The following is a 17,972-nucleotide window of genomic DNA, read 5'->3' as shown; positions in this document are numbered from 1 at the left end:
TATACGCGGATACCGTCGAACTTTGTCCACTTGTTATGCTTGCCATCAGAAGGGGGGAGGGAGATGCAGTTTTCTTTAGCCGAGGAGCAGGAAATGACTCGATCGGTCGTTAGGGAATTCGCGGAAAGCGAGGTTGCTCCCGGGGCGGGGAAACGGGATGAGCTAGAGCAGTTTGATCGTAAGCTGTTTGACAAGATGGGGAAGCTCGGTTTAACGGGCATTCCGGTCAGTGAACGGTATGGCGGGGCAGGCGGCGATTGGCTCACCTTTTCGATTGCCGTGGAAGAGCTCGCCCGTGTATGCGCTTCAACCGCCGCAGCTTTGGCCGCTCATACGGTTTACACGGCATGGCCGATTTATGTTTATGGCGATGAATATACGAAAGCTTGTTATTTAAGCAAGCTTGCAGGGGGAACGATGCTGGGTGCCTGCGCGCTGCCTCTGCAGAGTAACGATGAAAGGAATGGGGCCAGCAGCATTTCTGTCCAGTCAGGCAAGGAAAGCTGGCTGCTAAATGGCGGGCATTCTTACGCGGTGCAAGCCGGCATTGCGGATGTTTATCTGGTATTTGCGCATACCGATTCGAATAAACGAAAGAACGAATATCATGCGTTTCTAATAGAACGCGGTGCTCCTGGACTTCGCATAGGGAAAAGTATGAATAAAATGGGCTTGCGTTCCTTTCCTTTTTCGGAAATTAAGCTGGAGCAATGCTCCATCCCGAAGGAAAATCAAATAGGCAGAAATCGTCAAGGGCTCACGAACGCTTCGTCATTAGCGGATATCGCCCACATTAGCGCTGCTGCGCAAGCGGTCGGCATTGCGCAAGGCGCATATGAAGCGGCAGCGGCTTATGCCAAGGAACGCAAACAATTCGGCAGCTTAATCGGAAAGCAGCAGGGCATCTCCTTTAAGCTTGCCGATATGTGGACACGGCTTGAAGCCGCACGTCTGCTCACCTATCAGGCCGCATGGCGCAAGGATGCAGGCTTGGACTGCTGGAGAGAAGCGGCCATCGCCCGTAAATTCTCGGCAGAGTGCGCTGTTGCGGCGGTAATCGAAGCTATACAGGTGTTCGGGGGATACGGCTACATGCAGGAATACCGGTTGGAACGCTTTTTACGGGATGCCAAATGCTTGGAATCTGACCTGGGAACCGGCGGAATGAACACGGATTGTTTATCTCGGCTGCTGAAGAAATAGGGGGCGGTCCATCATGCGCCAAGCCGTCATTGTCGGCGGAAAACGAACGGCATTCGGAAAATTCGGGGGAATGTTTCGGGATATGGAAGCCGTAGAGCTGGGTGCGGCGGCGATTCAAGGAACGCTTATGCAAGCTGGCATTGCCGTTAATCAAGTCGATCACATCCTTATGGGCATGGTGCTGCAAGCCGGCAGCGGGCAAAATCCGGCTCGGCAGGCAGCCATTCGGGCAGGGCTTGATTGGAGCTCAAACGCGGAAACCATCAATAAAGTGTGTGCGTCAGGGATGCGAGCGGTCACGATGGCCGAGCAAATGATTCGTGCTGGCGATGCGGAAATTATTGCAGCCGGCGGAATGGAAAGCATGAGCCAAGCGCCGTTTGCCGCCCAAGCGGCGAGATGGGGGACCAAGCTTGGAAATGCGGAGCTGACTGATCTATTGATTCACGATGGGCTTCTATGCCCGTTCCACAACGTGATGATGGCAGTGCACGGCAATCAAGCGGCGGCGGAATACGGCATCAGCCGGACGGAACAGGATGAATGGGCGTTAAGAAGCCACTTACGCGCGTGCTCAGCTGCGGACTCAGGGCTTTTCGAAGAAGAAATCGAACCATTTTTGACTCGCTCAAACCGGTTGATTGCGCTTGACGAATGCCCTCGCAGCGATACGAATGAAAGCAAGCTTGCCCAGCTAAAGCCGATTCAAGGTCCTAATGGAACGATTACGGCGGGAAATGCCCCAGGCGTAAATGATGGCGCTGCCGCTCTCCTGTTAATGTCGGAAGAAGCGGCGACACGAGGCGGATATGAGCCGCTGGCGCAAATCATCGGTCACTGCACGATCGGCACGCGAGCGCCTCATTTAGCAGCGGCACCCGCTCTAGCCATTCAGAAGCTTTTATGGAAAACGGGGACATCGCTAAAGGATATCGATTTGTTTGAAGTCAACGAAGCCTTTGCAGCCGTGGTTCTCACTTGCGGCAAAATCCTGAGCTGGGACGAAGAAAAAGTCAACGTTAACGGCGGAGCCATTGCTCTTGGACATCCGATCGGAGCAAGCGGGGCAAGAATCATCCTCACGTTAGCCCATACACTGAAGCGCAGAGGCGGCGGCCTTGGCATTGCGGCGATCTGCAGCGGCGGTGCGCAGGGCGATGCGGTACTATTACGCGCATAAGGCTGACGCGGAGGAGGTATCAGATGGCCATTCAAAAAGCAACGGTAGTCGGCGCAGGACAAATGGGCAGCGGAATCGCTCAGACGCTTGCTCATAGCGGGATTGAGGTCACGCTTTATGATCTCGACCGAAGCGCGGTGGATCGCGGCATCAAGCTGATTAGCACCTCTCTTAACCGCCTAGTAAGCAGAGGGAAGACAACTGACGAGCTGCGCTTACAGCTTTTAGACCGCATTATACCCGCGACGGATTTTGACCGCACGCAGGATACAGAGCTTGTCATTGAAGCGGTGACCGAATGCATGGAAACCAAACAGAGGATCTTTGCCCAGCTCGATCAAATCTGCATGCCGCATACGATTCTAGCCTCCAATACGTCATCGCTCTCCATTACTGAGCTTGGCTCGGCGACCAACAGAGCCCCATTCGTAATCGGCATGCATTTCATGAATCCGGTTCCGATTATGCCATTAGTCGAAATTATTAGAGGCCTGGAAACGTCGAACGAGACGTTCGAGCGGATCCAAATCCTATCGCAACAACTAGGGAAAACGCCGGTTGAAGTGAAGGACTTTCCCGGTTTTGTCTCAAACCGGATTCTAATGCCCATGATCAATGAAGCCATTTTTACCGTTTATGAGGGGGTAGCGGAGCCTGAAGCGGTGGATCAGGTCATGAAACTTGGCATGAATCATCCGATGGGACCGATTGCACTGGCCGACTTTATTGGGCTCGACACCTGCTTAGCCATCATGGAGACGCTGTACCATGGATTCGGCGATTCAAAATACAGACCATGCCCGCTGCTTCGCAAATACGTGCAAGCCGGCTGGCTGGGAAAGAAGACCGGACGAGGCTTTTATCGTTATTCATAAAAGTGTAATTGTAGCGTCGGAGAGGGTGTAGGACGATGGAGCTCCGGTTTACGCGGGAACAAGATGAGCTGCGGAGAGCGGTCCAACATTTTGCGGAGCAAGAAATTGCTCCGGTCGTAAGGAGCATGGAACAACGGGATGAATTCCCTAATTCCCTGATTTCAAAAATGGCACAAAAAGGATTTATGGGCATCCCTATTCCAAAGCATTGGAACGGAGCAGGCGCCGACTTCATTTCCTATATTCTTGCGATTAATGAGGTGTCAAAAATAAGCGCGGCAGCCGGCGTCATCTTGTCCGTTCATACTTCTGTCGGAACCTTTCCCATATTACAATATGGCAGCTCCGAGCAGCTATCGAAATATATCCCAAAGCTGGCTTCCGGCGAAAGCCTGGGCGCATTCGCATTAACAGAGCCGAATGCCGGATCGGATGCGGCTGCTATTCGCACTGCGGCGGTTTTTGACGGAGAGCATTACATTTTGAACGGAACGAAGCTGTTTATTACGAATGGAGGCGCGGCTGACACCTATATTACCTTTGCGGTGACTGATTCCTCAAAAGGCTCCCATGGCATCACCGCGTTCATTATCGAGCGTGATATGCCGGGCTTTACGATCGGCCGAAAGGAAAAGAAAATGGGGCTTCACGGCTCCAACACCTGTGAATTGATTTTCGATCAGCTTAAGCTTCCGGCCGCGCAGCGGCTGGGTGCGGAGGGAAAAGGCTTTTCCATCGCCAAAGGCTCCCTTGACGGAGGAAGGATCGGCATTGGAGCGCAAGCGCTGGGAATTGCCGAGGCTGCTATTCGCGAAATGGAAAACCGATTTCTGTCGGGCCGCAAAAAAAACGGCAGGCGTCTTGTCCAGCTGCAGCATAAGCATATCAGGCTGGCTGAATTGACTGCTCAAGTCGAAGCGGCAAAAATGCTCGTTTACCGTGCCGCCTATTTGCGGCAAAACGGTTTAGCATGCACGAAGGAAGCCTCCGCGGCGAAAATGTTTGCGTCAGACACGGCAGTAAAGGTGACCAATGCAGCAATTCAACTCTTCGGCATAGAGGGCTGCCTGAAGGAATCCTGCATGGAGCGGCTGTTTCGCGACGCAAAGGCGACGCAGATCTATGAGGGAACGAATGAAATTCACCGGATTGTAATCAGCGGGCAATTGCTTAAATGAACGCTCTTCTTATGAAAGGCGGTGACGGAATGAAGACTACTCCCGGACAGCGGCTGCGCATGGCGGTTCAAGACGAAGCGCCGCTGCAGGTCGCAGGAGCCATAAATGCTTATTCTGCCATGATGGCGGAGAAAGTCGGCTTCCGAGCTTTATATCTATCTGGAGCTGGCGTTGCCAATGCTTCCTTCGGGCTGCCCGACCTCGGAATGACATCGCTACAGGATTGTCTTGAGGAAGCAAGACGAATAACAAGCGTCACGGAGCTGCCGCTGCTCGTAGATGCGGATACGGGGTTTGGCGGCGCGTTTCAAATTGCGCGGACGATCAAGGAGATGCAGCGTGCCGGAGCGGCAGGCGTGCATATAGAGGATCAAATCGCGGCAAAAAGATGCGGGCACCGACCAGGCAAAATGATTGTCGGCAAAGGAGAAATGGTTGACCGCATCAAAGCTGCCGCAGATGCTAGAGAGGATCCAACGTTTGTCATTATGGCAAGGACGGATGCTTTGGCTGCGGAAGGCTTAGCTGCCGCCATTGAACGGGCCTGCGCATGCGTAGAGGCCGGAGCGGACATGATTTTTCCGGAGGCAGTCTCAAAGCTAGAGGATTACCGGGCATTTGCAGAGGCAGCCAAAGTACCCGTGCTTGCAAACATTACAGAATTTGGGCAGACTCCGCTGTTCACGGTTGATGAGCTGAGGCATGCGGGCGTAGGGTTGGCGCTCTACCCTTTGTCCGCCTTTCGCGCGATGAATGCGGCGGCTTTGCTCGTGTATGAGACGATTAGACGCGAAGGGACACAAGTAAACGCCATCAGCCGCATGCAGACGCGTGCAGAGCTCTATGATTTTCTTGACTATTACAGCTATGAACATAGGCTGGATCGCCTTTATGGCAGCAAGGAGGAGGGGAGCAGCGATGGCGACTAAGAAGCAGGGAGGGCTCGCTGACGTAATTGCCGGGCAAACCGCGATATCTACCGTCGGAAAGCAGGGAAAGGGACTTTCCTATCGCGGTTATTCGATCGATGACCTAGCAAGAGAGGCTGCATTCGAGGAAACCGCATTTTTGCTTATTTACGGTAAGCTTCCTAATTCAACCGAGCTCAGTCAGTACAAGAAAAAGCTGCATGGACTGCGCAAACTGCCTGCAGGCTTGCAATTGATTTTGGAGCAGCTTCCCGCAAACGCGCATCCGATGGATGTTCTGCGGACGGGAGTATCGGCGCTTGGCGCATTGGAGCCGGAGACCGATGAGCATAACCACTATTTGATCGCCGATCGGCTGCTGGCAAGCAGTGCCTCCATGCTGCTTTATTGGAATCATTTCCATGCAAGCGGCATCAGGCTGGACACCGAGACGGATAATGACAGTATTGCCGGTCATTTTCTCCAGCTTCTGCACGGACATCCGCCAGATCCTCTCCATGAAAAGGGACTGGATGCCTCGCTCATTTTGTATGCGGAGCATGAATTTAATGCATCTACGTTTGCTGCCAGAGTCACGGCATCCACCTTATCCGATGTTTACTCGGCGGTTACGACCGGCATCGGAACACTGAGGGGGAATCTTCATGGGGGCGCTAACGAGGCGGCGATGGCGCTAATCGATGCTTTTACCAGTCCGAGCGAGGCAGAAATAGGGATTTTGCAGATGCTGCAGCATAAAAAATTAATTATGGGTTTCGGCCATCGCGTCTATTCGGTGCGAGATCCGAGATCCGATATCATTAAAATTTGGTCAAAAAAGCTTTCGGAGGAAAAGAATGATTCGCGACTTTATTTAATATCCGAACGAATAGAGCAAATCATGATGCAAGAGAAGAAGCTGTTTCCAAACCTGGATTTCTACAGCGCGTCTGCTTATCGGTTAATGGGAATTCCCACCTCGCTTTTCACGCCTATTTTCGTCATCTCCCGTATTAGCGGATGGGTGGCTCACGTTATTGAGCAGCGGGCCAATAATCGGATCATCCGTCCAAATGCGGAATATGTTGGACCTGAACCGTCGCCATGGTTATCCATTGATCAACGATCCTGATAGGGGGAGTAAATTTTCATGTCAGTTCCTGCCACGAACGAGAGACCTTCGCCTGATCAGGTGCTTGTCGATATCGCTGCGTATGCAGCAGATTATAAGGTCACAAGCCAGGAAGCATATGAAACAGCCCGATATTGCCTCATGGATACGCTTGGCTGCGGCCTGCTGGCCCTTCGGTATCCGGAATGCACGAAGCTGCTCGGTCCCGCCGTTCCCGGAACCATCGTGCCAAACGGCGCGCGCGTACCAGGCACCTCTTTTGTGCTGGATCCCGTAACCGCAGCCTTTAACATCGGCTGCATCATCCGTTGGCTGGATTATAACGACACCTGGCTCGCAGCCGAGTGGGGTCACCCGTCAGATAACCTAGGAGGCATCCTGGCGGCTGCGGATTACCGAAGCAGAAAAAACATTGCCGAGGGAAAGCCTCCATTAGTCATGCGAGACGTGCTTACCGCCATGATAAAGGCGCATGAAATACAAGGTATTCTTGCACTGGAAAACAGCTTCAACCGCATGGGGATCGACCATGTCATTCTGGTGAAGATCGCATCGACCGCCGTCGTGACGGCGCTGCTTGGCGGGACGCATGCTGAGATTATATCCGCGTTATCGAATGCTTGGATCGATGGCCACCCGCTGCGCACTTATCGGCATTCCCCGAATACCGGCACGCGAAAGTCATGGGCGGCAGGGGACGCGACGAGCCGAGCTGTCCGGTTATCGTTCATGTCGCTGAGCGGAGAAATGGGGTATCCCTCCGCGATGTCGGCAGCGGAATGGGGCTTTTACGATGTGCTCCTGAAAGGGAACCCGCTCGTGCTAAAGCGCGGTTTCGAGTCTTATGTCATGGAAAATATTTTATTTAAAATTTCATTTCCCGCCGAATTCCATGGGCAAACGGCCGTTGAAGCAGCTATAAAACTGCATGCCTCGGCAGCTGCACGCTATCATGAAATTGATAAAATCATTTTGACCACGCATCAATCGGCTTTGCGCATTATCGACAAGACGGGACCGCTGCATAATCCGGCTGACCGCGACCATTGCTTGCAGTATATGGTGGCAATCGGATTGCTGCATGGGAATTTAACAGCCGATCATTACGAAGAAGCCGCAGCGCTTGATCCCCGCATCGATGAGCTTCGCCAAAAAATGATAACGGTTGAAGAACCCGCCTTTTCGCTGGACTATTTGGATGAAAATAAACGATCGATCGCGAATGCCGTTCAGCTGTTTTTCAAAGACGGCACGGCTTCGGAACGGGTGGAAATCGCTTATCCAATCGGGCATCGCCGCAGACGGGACGAAGGCATCCCGCTCCTTGAAAGCAAATTCGAAGCCAATCTGAAAAGCCGTTTTCCAGCGAAGCAAACGCAAGCGATCGTGGAGCTTTGCCGGAATCAGAGCACTTTAGAAAATACCCCTGTCCAGCACTTTATGGAGTTATTTGTCATTTAAACAAAGGCCTGCGACAGATGCGGGTTTTTCTTTTTTTTAATCCTAATTTTTGTAGCTTTTCTGTAACCTTTCGCAGCCCAAATACGTTATATTCTATAAGTAAGCGGAATAAGAATATACACCAAACAGAAGGAGCGTCAGCGCTATGAAAAAATATGCAATGATCGCAGTTGTTGCGATAGCTTGTCTCACGGCCTTTAGCTTTGCGCCGACGGGAGGCCGTGATTATACACCGGTAGAACCAACGCCAGATTTGGAAAGCGGATATATCGACAGTGTGGTGAAACGGGATCAACAATACCTTTTGACTATCGATCAGATCGATTGGTACGAGGGGGAGCAAGCCGTTGCGAAATTCCTTGAACGCGAAGGGGATTCCGGGCTTGACGGTCCGCCGGACGGCTATTACATTATTAATGACGCGGATAACTTGCATGAACTGCCATTAGCTGAAAATGCCGAGGTTCTCATGCAAATTTACAATCGCACAGGCAATGTCGCGGAAGCGGATATCGTGTGGAACGAGCCCATTTCCGTTGATAAATTTATCGAGTTATTGGATACGGAGGACGACCTCGATATCAAAGGTTTTCCTTACCATATGACCGTGAAGGATGGAGAAATCGTTCGTATCGTCCAACAATACGTACCTTAATCCAATCGATGCGCAGCAAAAAAAGGCGAGAAGTCAATCATAGACTTCCTCGCCTTTTTTCATGCGTTAATCTCTTGCGGCCTCGTAGATTTTCTGGGCAAGTAAAGCCGGCTGCGTTTTTGCCGTTGTCATATGATCGCCCGATCCTTGAATATAGCGGAACAACCCCAGCCGATTGGACATATGCGGATGCCAGCCGTATTGGCTATTGAACTGCGGCAGCACATTGTCCTCTGTCAGATAAATATAGCTTTTCGGAATGTTAAGGCTATAAAATTTTTTTAAGTCCAGTTTCTCATAGGATGGTTTTGCCGGCTCTGGCCTGATTTGATTGTAAATTTGTTCGGCTATGCCTAAGCTGGCCAAATTGACAAAAGTGTCACGGAAAAGGGGGAAGGGCAGCATAATGGTATCATTCCCTGAGCTCTCCCTTAACTGTTGAAAAAAAGCTTGAGCAGCGGGCGGGAACTCATCGACTACCATCTCGCCATCGTTTAGTACAAAGGCATTCCAAAAAACGAGACGTTTTAAACGGTCCGGAACCAGCTCCGCCACCTTCTGCACGAGCGTCCCGCCGAAGCTGTGCCCGACAAGGACGATATCTTTTAAATTTCTGGAAACGATATAATCGGCGATTGATTCCGTCAGCATAGCGTGCGTGACATTTGTATTTAAATCCGCTCCGTGACCAGGGTATTCCGGCACATAAACGGTATGCCCCAGCTGACGCAATTCATAAGCTATGCCGTCCCAGAAGCTGGTATCTGCCCATGCGCCGTGAACCAGCACGAAGGTAAGCAGTTGTTCGCTTGGTCTAGGTGTCCACCTGACGCAAGAACGGTAAATATTCGCAGGGGGATGCGTATAGGTCCATCTCGCCCAATGTTGTTGGAAAGGATACATGCTAACTACTCCTCGTATTCAGATATATCAGCATATGCCTAAATCTTTACGAGGTTAATGATGCCTGCGTACTTATGTTATATTGATATTCTTGCCGTTATTCACCGGAAACCGGAAGCTGTGCCTCACGCCGTTGCTTTGAGGTGGGTTGATTTTTGCAGACGCCAAAGTAGCGTTAATTTCGCCGCCAAGTATAATCAGGATTGAGCTAATATAAAGCCATATTAACAAAATAATCATTCCGCCTAGACTGCCGTAGGTTTTGGTATAGTTACCGAAGTTGTTCATGTAAAATTGAAAAGCAAGCGATGTTATGATCCAACCGAACGTTGCAAATACGGCGCCGGGCAATACCTCTTTGAATTTAAGCCGCCTGCTGGGAACGATCCAGTACAGCAGAGAGAAGGCAGCGGCCATTGCGGCGATTGGAATGACATATTTTAAAATTCCCCAAATCAACTGGAAGCCATCGGGATAATTCATCCATTGGAACAAATACTCACCGATGGCTTTGCCGAAAATCAACATAACCATCACAAGCATGATGACTATGACAAGAAATACGGTTGCCAGCAATGAAATCCCTCTAACCTTCCAAAAGGGACGTTTCTCTTCCACGTCATAAGCTTTGTTCAGGCCCTTCACAATCGCATTGATGCCGTTAGAAGCCGACCAAATCGTTGCGATCATCCCGAAAGAGAGCAGAGTGCCGGTGCTGTTGTCCACGACCTCCTTCAATATGCCGCTTATCGTCTCGCTCGCTTCAGTGGGAAGGAGGCGGATTAGCTCTGCGACTACACTATCGCCTGACAGTTCAATAAATCCAAGCAGGCTGACCATGAAAATTAAAAAAGGGAAAAACGACAAAATTAAATAATAGGTCAGCTGAGCTCCAAGTGCGGGAACATCATCGTCCCGAAATCTGCTGTATAAGCATTTTGCAAATTGTATAGCTTGAGTCTTGTTCGCCATTTGTGGTCACCCTCCTTTTCCTATAAAATTAAACAAGAATACGCAAATGTTAAACATCGGACAAAATCGAAAAGAAAATGGATCGATGTAGGAAATGATCAAAGGATGTCGAATAAGAGAGTAAAACATTTATTTGAATTAAGGGAGTGGACCGATTGTTTTTACATTTTCTACAATCCAAGGAACATAAATTAGCTTTTCTGGAATTGGCTCATCTAGTGGCGAATGCTGACGGGTATGTGCATAAGAAAGAACAAGGTTTTCTGCAATCGTATATGAACGAGATGGAAATCCAGTCCTCGGAGATTAGCTTTTCATCTGAGAAACAGCTTTCCGATATTGTTGGCGGCCTGAATGACGATCATTTGAAAAATATCTTTTTCGCTGAGATTTTGCTGCTGATTTTCGCTGACGGCGATTACAATGATGACGAGAAGAAGCTTACGAAAGATTTGAAGCAGCAGTTCGGATTGTCCGACGAAACCTATGAAACGATTAAAAACTGGGTTATACGAATGGATCAGCTGAAAATCGAAGGCTTAAAGCTCATTTTGAACACGTAATCGTAATTCCGAAGTATGGCACCCAGGTGTCATGCTTTTTTATTTCACTGTGAACAAGGCTTGCTCCTTAGCTGGTGGTACAGGGGATAGGAGCATGATCGCGTTTGTATATGCTACAATATTTCAAGCTAGATTACGGTTACGAGGTGATTGCCATTTCAGAAGATATTTCATATACAACCGAAGAAATTTCGAAACTGCTCAAAATATCGAAGCTAACCGTTTATGATTTGATTAAAAAAGGCGAGCTGGCTTCTTACCGGGTCGGAAAACAAATGCGCGTGGATGCCTCCGATCTGGAAGCCTATAAGCAGCGCTCAAAAGGTATGCAGAATACCCGTGAAACAACAAGTAGACAGAGTGATATGCCGAATGTAACCGCTCAAAGCAATGATCCCCGGTCGATTGTCATTACGGGTCAAGATATGAGTCTGGACCTGTTAGCAAGACATGTGGAAAAAGAAACTCCAAGGTATAGGCCGCTGCGCTCTAATGTCGGCAGCTTGGATAGTTTAATTTCCATGTATAATGGCCATTCCGATATTGTCAGCACCCATCTGCTCGACGGGGATACCGGGGAGTACAATATCCCCTATATACGCAAGCTTCTCGTCGGTACGCCCGTTGTCGTTATGAACTTGCTTTCCCGCCAAGCCGGCATCTATGTGCGGCATGGAAATCCGCGCGGCATTAAAGGCTGGAACGATTTAAAACAGCCTGGTCTCCGGCTGATAAACCGCGAAAAGGGCTCCGGGGCCAGAGTATTGTTAGATGAGCAGTTGAGGCTGCACGGCATTCCCGCACATGGGCTGCTTGGTTATCAAGAGGAGCAAACGAATCATTTGGGCGTCGCTGCCAAGGTTGCCGCAGGCGATGCGGACGCGGGCGTAGGCATAGAGAAAGCCGCATCAATCGTCAGCGGCGTCGATTTTATCCCGTTAATAAGCGAGCGATACGATCTCGTTATTTTGAAGAAGGCGGAAAATACGTTCCTGATCGACACGATTGCTCGAATTTTGAAATCCGAAGCTTTTCAAAAGGAGCTTGGATCCATTTCCGGCTATAACCTTGCACAGACGGGCCATATTTTATTTGAAAGCTGAAGAGAATTGGAATGCCTCTTTTTAATCGTGAATATTCATGATATTATGGGGTCTAAATCATATTGTAACGAGGAGAAAGAGAAGATGAGCTATAGTCGATCAAGCGGTTACGGCAAGCCTATGCAAAAGCTAATGTTAACTTTTTTCTTTGCATTGCTTGTTTCCATCGGCGGGATGTTCTTAGGAACGCTGCTTCCCCCAGCCGCAAGAATTCCGTTGTTTGTATTAGAACTTGTTTTAATTATCGGCATCATGTTTTTGCGTAAATCAAAGGTAGTCGGGTATTCGTTGATGTACGCCTTCATGGTTGTATCCGGAGCGACGCTGCAGTTTGCCATAAGCTATTATATAGCCACGATCGGTACCGCTGTCGTCTTCCAAACCGTAGCGGTTGCCGTTCTGGTATACGCCGGGTTAGCTATCTATGCGACTTACTCGAAAGAGGATTTTCGATTCTTGGGCGGATTTTTATTCGCTTCGCTGATCGGTCTTATCGTGCTTGGTCTCATTCAGTTTTTTGTACCCTTTGTCGGAGTAATGGAGACGGTATATGCAGGCTTTGGTTTGCTGATCTTCATAGGGTATACGCTGTACGATTTCAGCCGGATGTCCAAAGAAGGCTTCGACGAGAGCGAAATTCCGATGATGGTTGTCAACATTTATCTTGATTTGGTCAATATCATTTTGTATGCTTTGCGATTTGTGAAATCGCTATTGGATGACTAATGAAATCGTCAAAAAAGGCTAATCTCTTTTAAAGAGACTAGCCTTTTTATTTGTCAGCGCGGTTCGCAGCCATCATGAGAATCCTCCATCGGTGTGTATGCAAGCCTTCGTCTGGACAATAATCTTCTGATAAAAGAAGGTTTTGGCTGTTCCGCTTTCATAAATTCCCCTCTTCGTACCCTAAGCTCCCAATCCCGTTCACGCTCTTCCCACAACTTCTCGGCAATATAATAATGAACCAGCATTTTATATTCCTCCTTCGACAATGCGTTACTGATGTCTTTATTATGCGGTCGCGAAAAGGGGATAAAAAGAGTATAATCTAACTCATAAATTTCCCCTTTTATATGGATAAGAACTGATTAGCACTTACTTATTCCGTTTTAGATGGCAAGGAGGCCGCCTAATGTTGACGAATGAGCGTTATTTGTTGTTATATACGAAGTTTGCCGGAGATGACGGGACCGGTAAACGCATTGAAGTCTCGCTGGAACAGCTTTCCGATACCTTGTATTGCACGCCGCGTAATGTGAAGCTCATCCTAAGAAAGTTAGAGGAAGAGGGCTTCATCACTTGGATTGCCGGAAGAGGGCGCGGTAATCGATCGCACATGATATTCCTCGTCGCGAAAGATAAGGAACTGCTTGAACTCGGTCAGCAGCTGGCGCTGAAAGGCGAATACCAACGCGCCTTCGAAATGATTGAAAGCTTTGGCGCGGGCACTAACGTCAGAAGCGGTTTCGTCGATTGGCTGAATGGACATTTTGGATATCGGACCGAGCAAATAAACGACGTGGAATCCGACATTCTTCGCCTGCCCGTGTACAGGCCGATTCTGACGCTGGATCCGAAGGAGCTTTATTATTCCTTCAGCGCTCATATGATCAAACAGCTGTTTGATTGTTTGGTTCAATATGATCGCGAGAAATCGAAAATCGTGCCTGCCCTTGCCCACGCATGGGAGCATGATCCCACCGGCAGGGAGTGGACCTTTCATCTTCGCAAAGGCGTTTTATTTCATCATGGCAGGGAGCTCGAAGCGGAGGATGTCGTATATTCGCTTAATCGGCTGCGAGGGAGCAGCGCTTCGGGGTGGTTTGTCCGTCCCATAACGGATATTAAAATAAAGAACCGGCGAACCGTCAGAATAAGATTGGATAAGCCTAATTGGTTGTTCCCGAGATTCCTTTGTGCACCAGGCCTGTCAATCGTGCCTCATGATCTGGCTGAACAAGATGAACAATTCTGGCAGCATCCCGTCGGTACGGGACCGTTTAAGTTTGCGGAGTGGACGGCCGACCGGTTTACGATGCAGGTAAATCCGAATTATTTTGGCGAGCGGGCCCATTTAGACGGCGTTGTCATCGTTATGATGCCGGAGGATACGATTGAATTTTCGAAAAGCTGGGAGCAGCTTCTCGTTGACCACGATTTAAAAGATATTCAACTTGAGCGGGGCTGGCAGAAGATCGAATCGGTATGCAATGGCTGCAGCTTGCTGACCTGGAATATGGGGAAAGAAGGCCCTCAGCAGTCTGCTGCTTTTCGGAAGGCGGTTGATTTGCTTGTAGACCGCACCCGCATGATCCGCGAGCTCGGTGAGGATCGCATGTATCCCGCCCGCGGATTTCATCCAAACGATTTATCAGCGAATTGGCAGGATCGGTGCGAATTCGAGCTTGCCGCACAGCTCATTCAGGAGTCCGGTTACGACGGTGAAACAATCCGGATATGCACATATGGCATTCATGAGCAGGATGCGTTGTGGCTGCAGCGCCATATGGCTGGCTTCGGAATCAACATTGCCGTGCAGGTCGAGACATGGGAATCGATTAGAGAGCTTGATGTGCTTCAAAGCGCCGACTGTCTCTTATATTGCGTGGTATTCGCGGAGGATGAGGTTTGCTTAATCGAACTTTATGAGCAAACCGGCAACTTTCTAAGGGAACATATGGATCCGCGTCTGCTAGGCTGGGTAAAGGGGAAAATCGATGATGCCTTGGCCTGCCAAACCGCAGAGGATCGATGGAGTCATCTGCTTGAAATTGAAAATAAACTAAGGGAGGACACGCTCGTCCTGTTCCTGCTCCATAAGAAATTAAATACCTTCTACAATCCAAACATAAAAGGGGTAGGCGTAAATTCCCTGGGCTGGATCGATTTTAAGGATATCTGGTTTGAACATGCCGCTGAAGCTTAAAATCAGCGCTTAATGGCAAAAGGATGCACCCGCCTCGTTCAGTTCTCGACCAAGGCGGGTGCTTCTTTTTTACGTTTAAGGGAACAACGATTCATAAGGCAGATGTGTTGGTAATAATAGAGAGGGGGAAAATGCGGCCTTTGAAAGGAGTATCTGTTTTATGGACTGGTTGTTTATTATCGTTTATGGCGCTGCGATCGGAATCGTAGTTGAAATAGCTGCCGCACTGCTTATTATGACGGGGCTTAACCGTGATATTGCACGGTTTCAAGCCGTATCCATGCTTACGGCTACCGGATTTACCACCAAGGAGTCAGAGCTTGTATTACGCCATCCGTTCCGCCGGCGAATTGCTATTTTTTTGATCCTGTTCGGCGTTTTTTCGCTGGCAGTCATTATATCCACTCTCAGCAATATTTTTACGAAGAGCTTTCGTCTCTATGAATTGTGCTGGGTGACGGCAGTATTGGCTGCATTCTTGATTGTGCTTAAGAATAAGAGGATGGGCGCATATTTGACAAGGAAAACGGAGCATCATTTGGAGAAAGTATTCGAATTGCATGAGCTGCCCATCCATGAAGTTCTCTACATAAACGGGAGTTCTGATTTATTGGCCGAGGTAGAAATTAGGCATGACTCCCATTTCATCGGACAAGCCGTTTCCGAGATTGGGCAGCGCTCAAGCGATATTAATATTCTTTATATTCAAAGAGGTACGGAGAAGTCACGCCAATATGATTCTCAAATAGAGGAAGGCGATAAATTATTCGTGTACGGGAGCAAGCAAGAAATAGAGGAGGTATTCAAAGCGGAATTAAAAGAAAAACAGCCGAAACAGGTGAACGAGCATGAAATGACCTCTTTGGAATGAATCAGAGGCAATGGCATCGTTCACTTCTTCGGATGAAGGATTTGCAGCAAGCAGCATTCCGATCCTAGAAAATCTGATTCAAAACGGCTAACAGTTCAGTCCGCCGAATGGGCTTGCTTAAGTAACCGTCCATGCCAGCCTTCAAACATTTTTCCCGATCTTCGGTAAAAGCATTTGAAGTAACGGCGATAATTTTAGGCTGCATTTCCTGCGAGAAGTCTTGCCTAATCTTTTGGGTTGCTTCAAGTCCATCCATAATAGGCATTTGGATATCCATAAACACGAGATCGTAAGCCTTCAATTCGAAAGCATCCAATACTTCTAGGCCATTTGAAACGATTTCCGCGTTAATTCCTTCTTTTTGCAATAAATGATCAAGCACCTTTTGATTGATTTCATTGTCCTCTGCGATCAATACCCGGATCGAGCTCCAATTGATAGATGCGCTTATGATAGTAGTCTCTTGCTGGCGGGTACCGTTGTCCGCTGAACGGGTTTTTATGGTAAAAACGAAAGTTGCGCCTTCTTTATCCGGCTCAGCCCATATTTCTCCACCCATAAGCTCAACCAAATTTTTGCAAATCGCCAGCCCTAAGCCGGTTCCTCCGAATTTCCGGGTAGTAGAGGAGTCTATTTGCGAGAATGGTTTGAATAACAATCCCATTTGTCCGCTTGGTATTCCGATTCCGGTATCTTTCACCGTAAAAAGCAGCTGATGCTGATTCGGATCTACCAGCTCCATTAATTTTACGCTTAAGAATACGCTGCCGGAATTCGTGAATTTGATTGCGTTTCCCAATAAATTAATGAGAATTTGTCTTAGTCTCGTCATGTCTCCTACAACTTTTTGCGGAAGGTTCGGATCTAATTCGTAATTTAATGCTAATTTTTTATCTCTTGCTAATCCGGACAAAAGGTCAAAGGTTTCTTCAATACAGTCCGATAAATCAAATGGCAGCCATTCTAATTCTACATTTCCCGAATCGATTTTCGTGAAATCCAAAATGTCGTTAATAATGGCGAGAAGGGCAATTTCGCTTTTTGAAATATGTTCCATATACAGTTCCTGCTCGGGCGAGAGCTCCGTGTCCCGCAAAAGTTGGGTCATTCCGACGATGCCGTTCAGAGGCGTCCTTATTTCATGGCTCATTGTGGCCAGGAATAGACTCTTGGAACGCGCAGCCGCTTCAGCCGCTTCTTTCGCCTGCACCAGCTCCTTCTCGGAATGCTTTTGCGGGGTGATATCCCTTATGAATGCACTGAATAAATAAGTATCTCCCCAAGGGATGGGGGATACCGTTAATTCGACTGGAAAAGTAAACCCTTCCCGATGAAGTGCAGACAGCTCAATCCTTTTGTTCAGGATACGGCGTTCACCTGTCTGAATAAAACGCTTCAGTCCTTGCTGGTGTCTATTGCGGAAAGAATCCGGAATAATCAAATTAGCTAGATTTTTTCCGATAGCTTCCTCTGCAAGCCATCCGAACTGGACTTCTGCTTGGAGGTTCCATTCGACCACTATTCCGTCTTGATTCATGACAATGACTGCGTCCAAAGCGTTATCGGTTAAAGATCGGAATCGGTTTTCCATATCCATAAGCGATGTTTTCTTCTGGTTTCTGCCGCTAACTTCGTGCAAAAGCAGCATGAGCGCGATCAGGCTGCCCGTATCGTCCTTAACGGAAGATGCCGAGACAGAGATAGGATACCGTTCTCCATCTTTATTGATAAGATAAGTATCTCTATAAGGGATATATTCAGAATCACCCGAGAGAAGCTGTTCCAGCGGGTAATCCGGCAGAATGGCTTGAATAGGGCTGCCGATTAATTCGTCTTCCGTGAAATGAAGGAAATTAAAAATCGATTTGTTAATATTTTTTATTTTGAAGGATGGGGAAACAACGATTGTAATATCACCCCAGAATTCGATGTGCCTTATGTTCATTTTCTCCACTCCTTCGATTATTGCTCTTAAAATTATACACTGATTTCATCCGGGGAAAACATATGAACATAGATGTAAATTAATTAACGCCTTAACT

Annotated in this window: 17 protein-coding genes; 13 read left to right on the top strand and 4 right to left on the bottom strand. The window is 48.5% G+C overall.

Going from position 1 to position 17,972, the window contains the following annotated elements; genetic code table 11:
- Nucleotides 1-63: 63 nt before the first annotated feature.
- The 8 genes from ACN6MW_RS30515 (at nt 64) to ACN6MW_RS30480 (ending at nt 8,592) form a co-directional block, all read left to right on the top strand.
- Nucleotides 64-1,203, top strand: coding sequence for an acyl-CoA dehydrogenase family protein (locus tag ACN6MW_RS30515; protein ID WP_419873478.1), 1,140 nt, complete (start codon nt 64-66; stop codon nt 1,201-1,203).
- Between the two features lie 13 nt (nt 1,204-1,216).
- A complete protein-coding gene (locus tag ACN6MW_RS30510; protein ID WP_419873477.1) occupies nt 1,217-2,383 on the top strand; it encodes an acetyl-CoA C-acetyltransferase in 1,167 nt (388 codons plus the stop codon).
- A 23-nt stretch (nt 2,384-2,406) separates the two neighbouring features.
- Nucleotides 2,407-3,258 carry a 3-hydroxybutyryl-CoA dehydrogenase gene (locus ACN6MW_RS30505; protein ID WP_419873476.1) on the top strand — a complete coding sequence of 284 codons (852 nt, stop codon included), beginning with the start codon at nt 2,407-2,409 and terminating at the stop codon, nt 3,256-3,258.
- A 35-nt stretch (nt 3,259-3,293) separates the two neighbouring features.
- A complete protein-coding gene (locus ACN6MW_RS30500) occupies nt 3,294-4,436 on the top strand; it encodes an acyl-CoA dehydrogenase family protein (protein WP_419873475.1) in 1,143 nt (380 codons plus the stop codon).
- A gap of 29 nt (nt 4,437-4,465) precedes the next feature.
- The gene (gene prpB / locus ACN6MW_RS30495; protein WP_419873474.1) at nt 4,466-5,365 is read left to right on the top strand and encodes a methylisocitrate lyase; all 900 of its coding nucleotides are present in this window, start codon (nt 4,466-4,468) and stop codon (nt 5,363-5,365) included.
- Nucleotides 5,355-6,476, top strand: a complete 1,122-nt coding sequence (prpC, locus tag ACN6MW_RS30490) for a bifunctional 2-methylcitrate synthase/citrate synthase (RefSeq protein WP_419873473.1) — start codon at nt 5,355-5,357, stop codon at nt 6,474-6,476. The genes prpB and prpC overlap by 11 nt, the downstream gene beginning before the upstream one ends.
- 18 nt (nt 6,477-6,494) lie before the next feature.
- Entirely contained in the window at nt 6,495-7,937 is a 1,443-nt protein-coding gene (locus tag ACN6MW_RS30485; protein WP_419873472.1) for a bifunctional 2-methylcitrate dehydratase/aconitate hydratase, read from the top strand.
- 145 nt (nt 7,938-8,082) lie between these two features.
- On the top strand, nt 8,083-8,592 hold the full coding sequence (locus ACN6MW_RS30480; protein ID WP_419873471.1) for a hypothetical protein: 510 nt from the start codon (nt 8,083-8,085) through the stop codon (nt 8,590-8,592).
- Nucleotides 8,593-8,658: 66 nt separating this feature from the next.
- Here ACN6MW_RS30480 and ACN6MW_RS30475 read toward each other — a convergent pair whose 3' ends face one another.
- Together ACN6MW_RS30475 and ACN6MW_RS30470 are read right to left on the bottom strand one after the other, a co-directional pair.
- Nucleotides 8,659-9,495, bottom strand: coding sequence for an alpha/beta hydrolase (locus tag ACN6MW_RS30475; RefSeq protein WP_419873470.1), 837 nt, complete (start codon nt 9,493-9,495; stop codon nt 8,659-8,661).
- A 72-nt stretch (nt 9,496-9,567) separates the two neighbouring features.
- Nucleotides 9,568-10,467 (bottom strand): YihY/virulence factor BrkB family protein, encoded by a 900-nt coding sequence (locus ACN6MW_RS30470; protein WP_419873469.1) that lies wholly within the window; start codon nt 10,465-10,467, stop codon nt 9,568-9,570.
- A 155-nt stretch (nt 10,468-10,622) separates the two neighbouring features.
- Between ACN6MW_RS30470 and ACN6MW_RS30465 the strand changes: the two genes are divergently transcribed.
- The 3 genes from ACN6MW_RS30465 (at nt 10,623) to ACN6MW_RS30455 (ending at nt 12,859) form a co-directional block, all read left to right on the top strand.
- A complete protein-coding gene (locus tag ACN6MW_RS30465) occupies nt 10,623-11,030 on the top strand; it encodes a TerB family tellurite resistance protein (RefSeq protein ID WP_419873468.1) in 408 nt (135 codons plus the stop codon).
- Nucleotides 11,031-11,185: 155 nt separating this feature from the next.
- Complete coding sequence (locus ACN6MW_RS30460) at nt 11,186-12,133, top strand: substrate-binding domain-containing protein (RefSeq protein WP_419876492.1); 948 nt, start codon at nt 11,186-11,188, stop codon at nt 12,131-12,133.
- 84 nt (nt 12,134-12,217) lie between these two features.
- Nucleotides 12,218-12,859: a Bax inhibitor-1 family protein gene (locus ACN6MW_RS30455; protein WP_364148199.1), complete on the top strand. Its 642-nt coding sequence runs from the start codon at nt 12,218-12,220 to the stop codon at nt 12,857-12,859.
- 53 nt (nt 12,860-12,912) lie between these two features.
- Here ACN6MW_RS30455 and ACN6MW_RS30450 read toward each other — a convergent pair whose 3' ends face one another.
- Complete coding sequence (locus tag ACN6MW_RS30450) at nt 12,913-13,104, bottom strand: hypothetical protein (RefSeq protein ID WP_419873467.1); 192 nt, start codon at nt 13,102-13,104, stop codon at nt 12,913-12,915.
- Between the two features lie 161 nt (nt 13,105-13,265).
- Between ACN6MW_RS30450 and ACN6MW_RS30445 the strand changes: the two genes are divergently transcribed.
- Both ACN6MW_RS30445 and ACN6MW_RS30440 read left to right on the top strand, forming a co-directional pair.
- Complete coding sequence (locus tag ACN6MW_RS30445; RefSeq protein ID WP_419873466.1) at nt 13,266-15,059, top strand: ABC transporter substrate-binding protein; 1,794 nt, start codon at nt 13,266-13,268, stop codon at nt 15,057-15,059.
- A 160-nt stretch (nt 15,060-15,219) separates the two neighbouring features.
- On the top strand, nt 15,220-15,930 hold the full coding sequence (locus ACN6MW_RS30440; protein WP_419873465.1) for a TrkA C-terminal domain-containing protein: 711 nt from the start codon (nt 15,220-15,222) through the stop codon (nt 15,928-15,930).
- A gap of 64 nt (nt 15,931-15,994) precedes the next feature.
- Here the strand turns inward: ACN6MW_RS30440 and ACN6MW_RS30435 are convergent, their stop codons facing one another.
- Complete coding sequence (locus ACN6MW_RS30435) at nt 15,995-17,875, bottom strand: PAS domain S-box protein (protein WP_419873464.1); 1,881 nt, start codon at nt 17,873-17,875, stop codon at nt 15,995-15,997.
- Nucleotides 17,876-17,972 lie beyond the last annotated feature (97 nt).

This window comes from Pristimantibacillus sp. PTI5, assembly GCF_048572955.1.
In the GTDB taxonomy this organism is placed as follows: domain Bacteria; phylum Bacillota; class Bacilli; order Paenibacillales; family Paenibacillaceae; genus Pristimantibacillus.
Note: the sequence above shows the minus strand (reverse complement) of the source record. Positions and strands in the feature narration are given on the sequence as shown.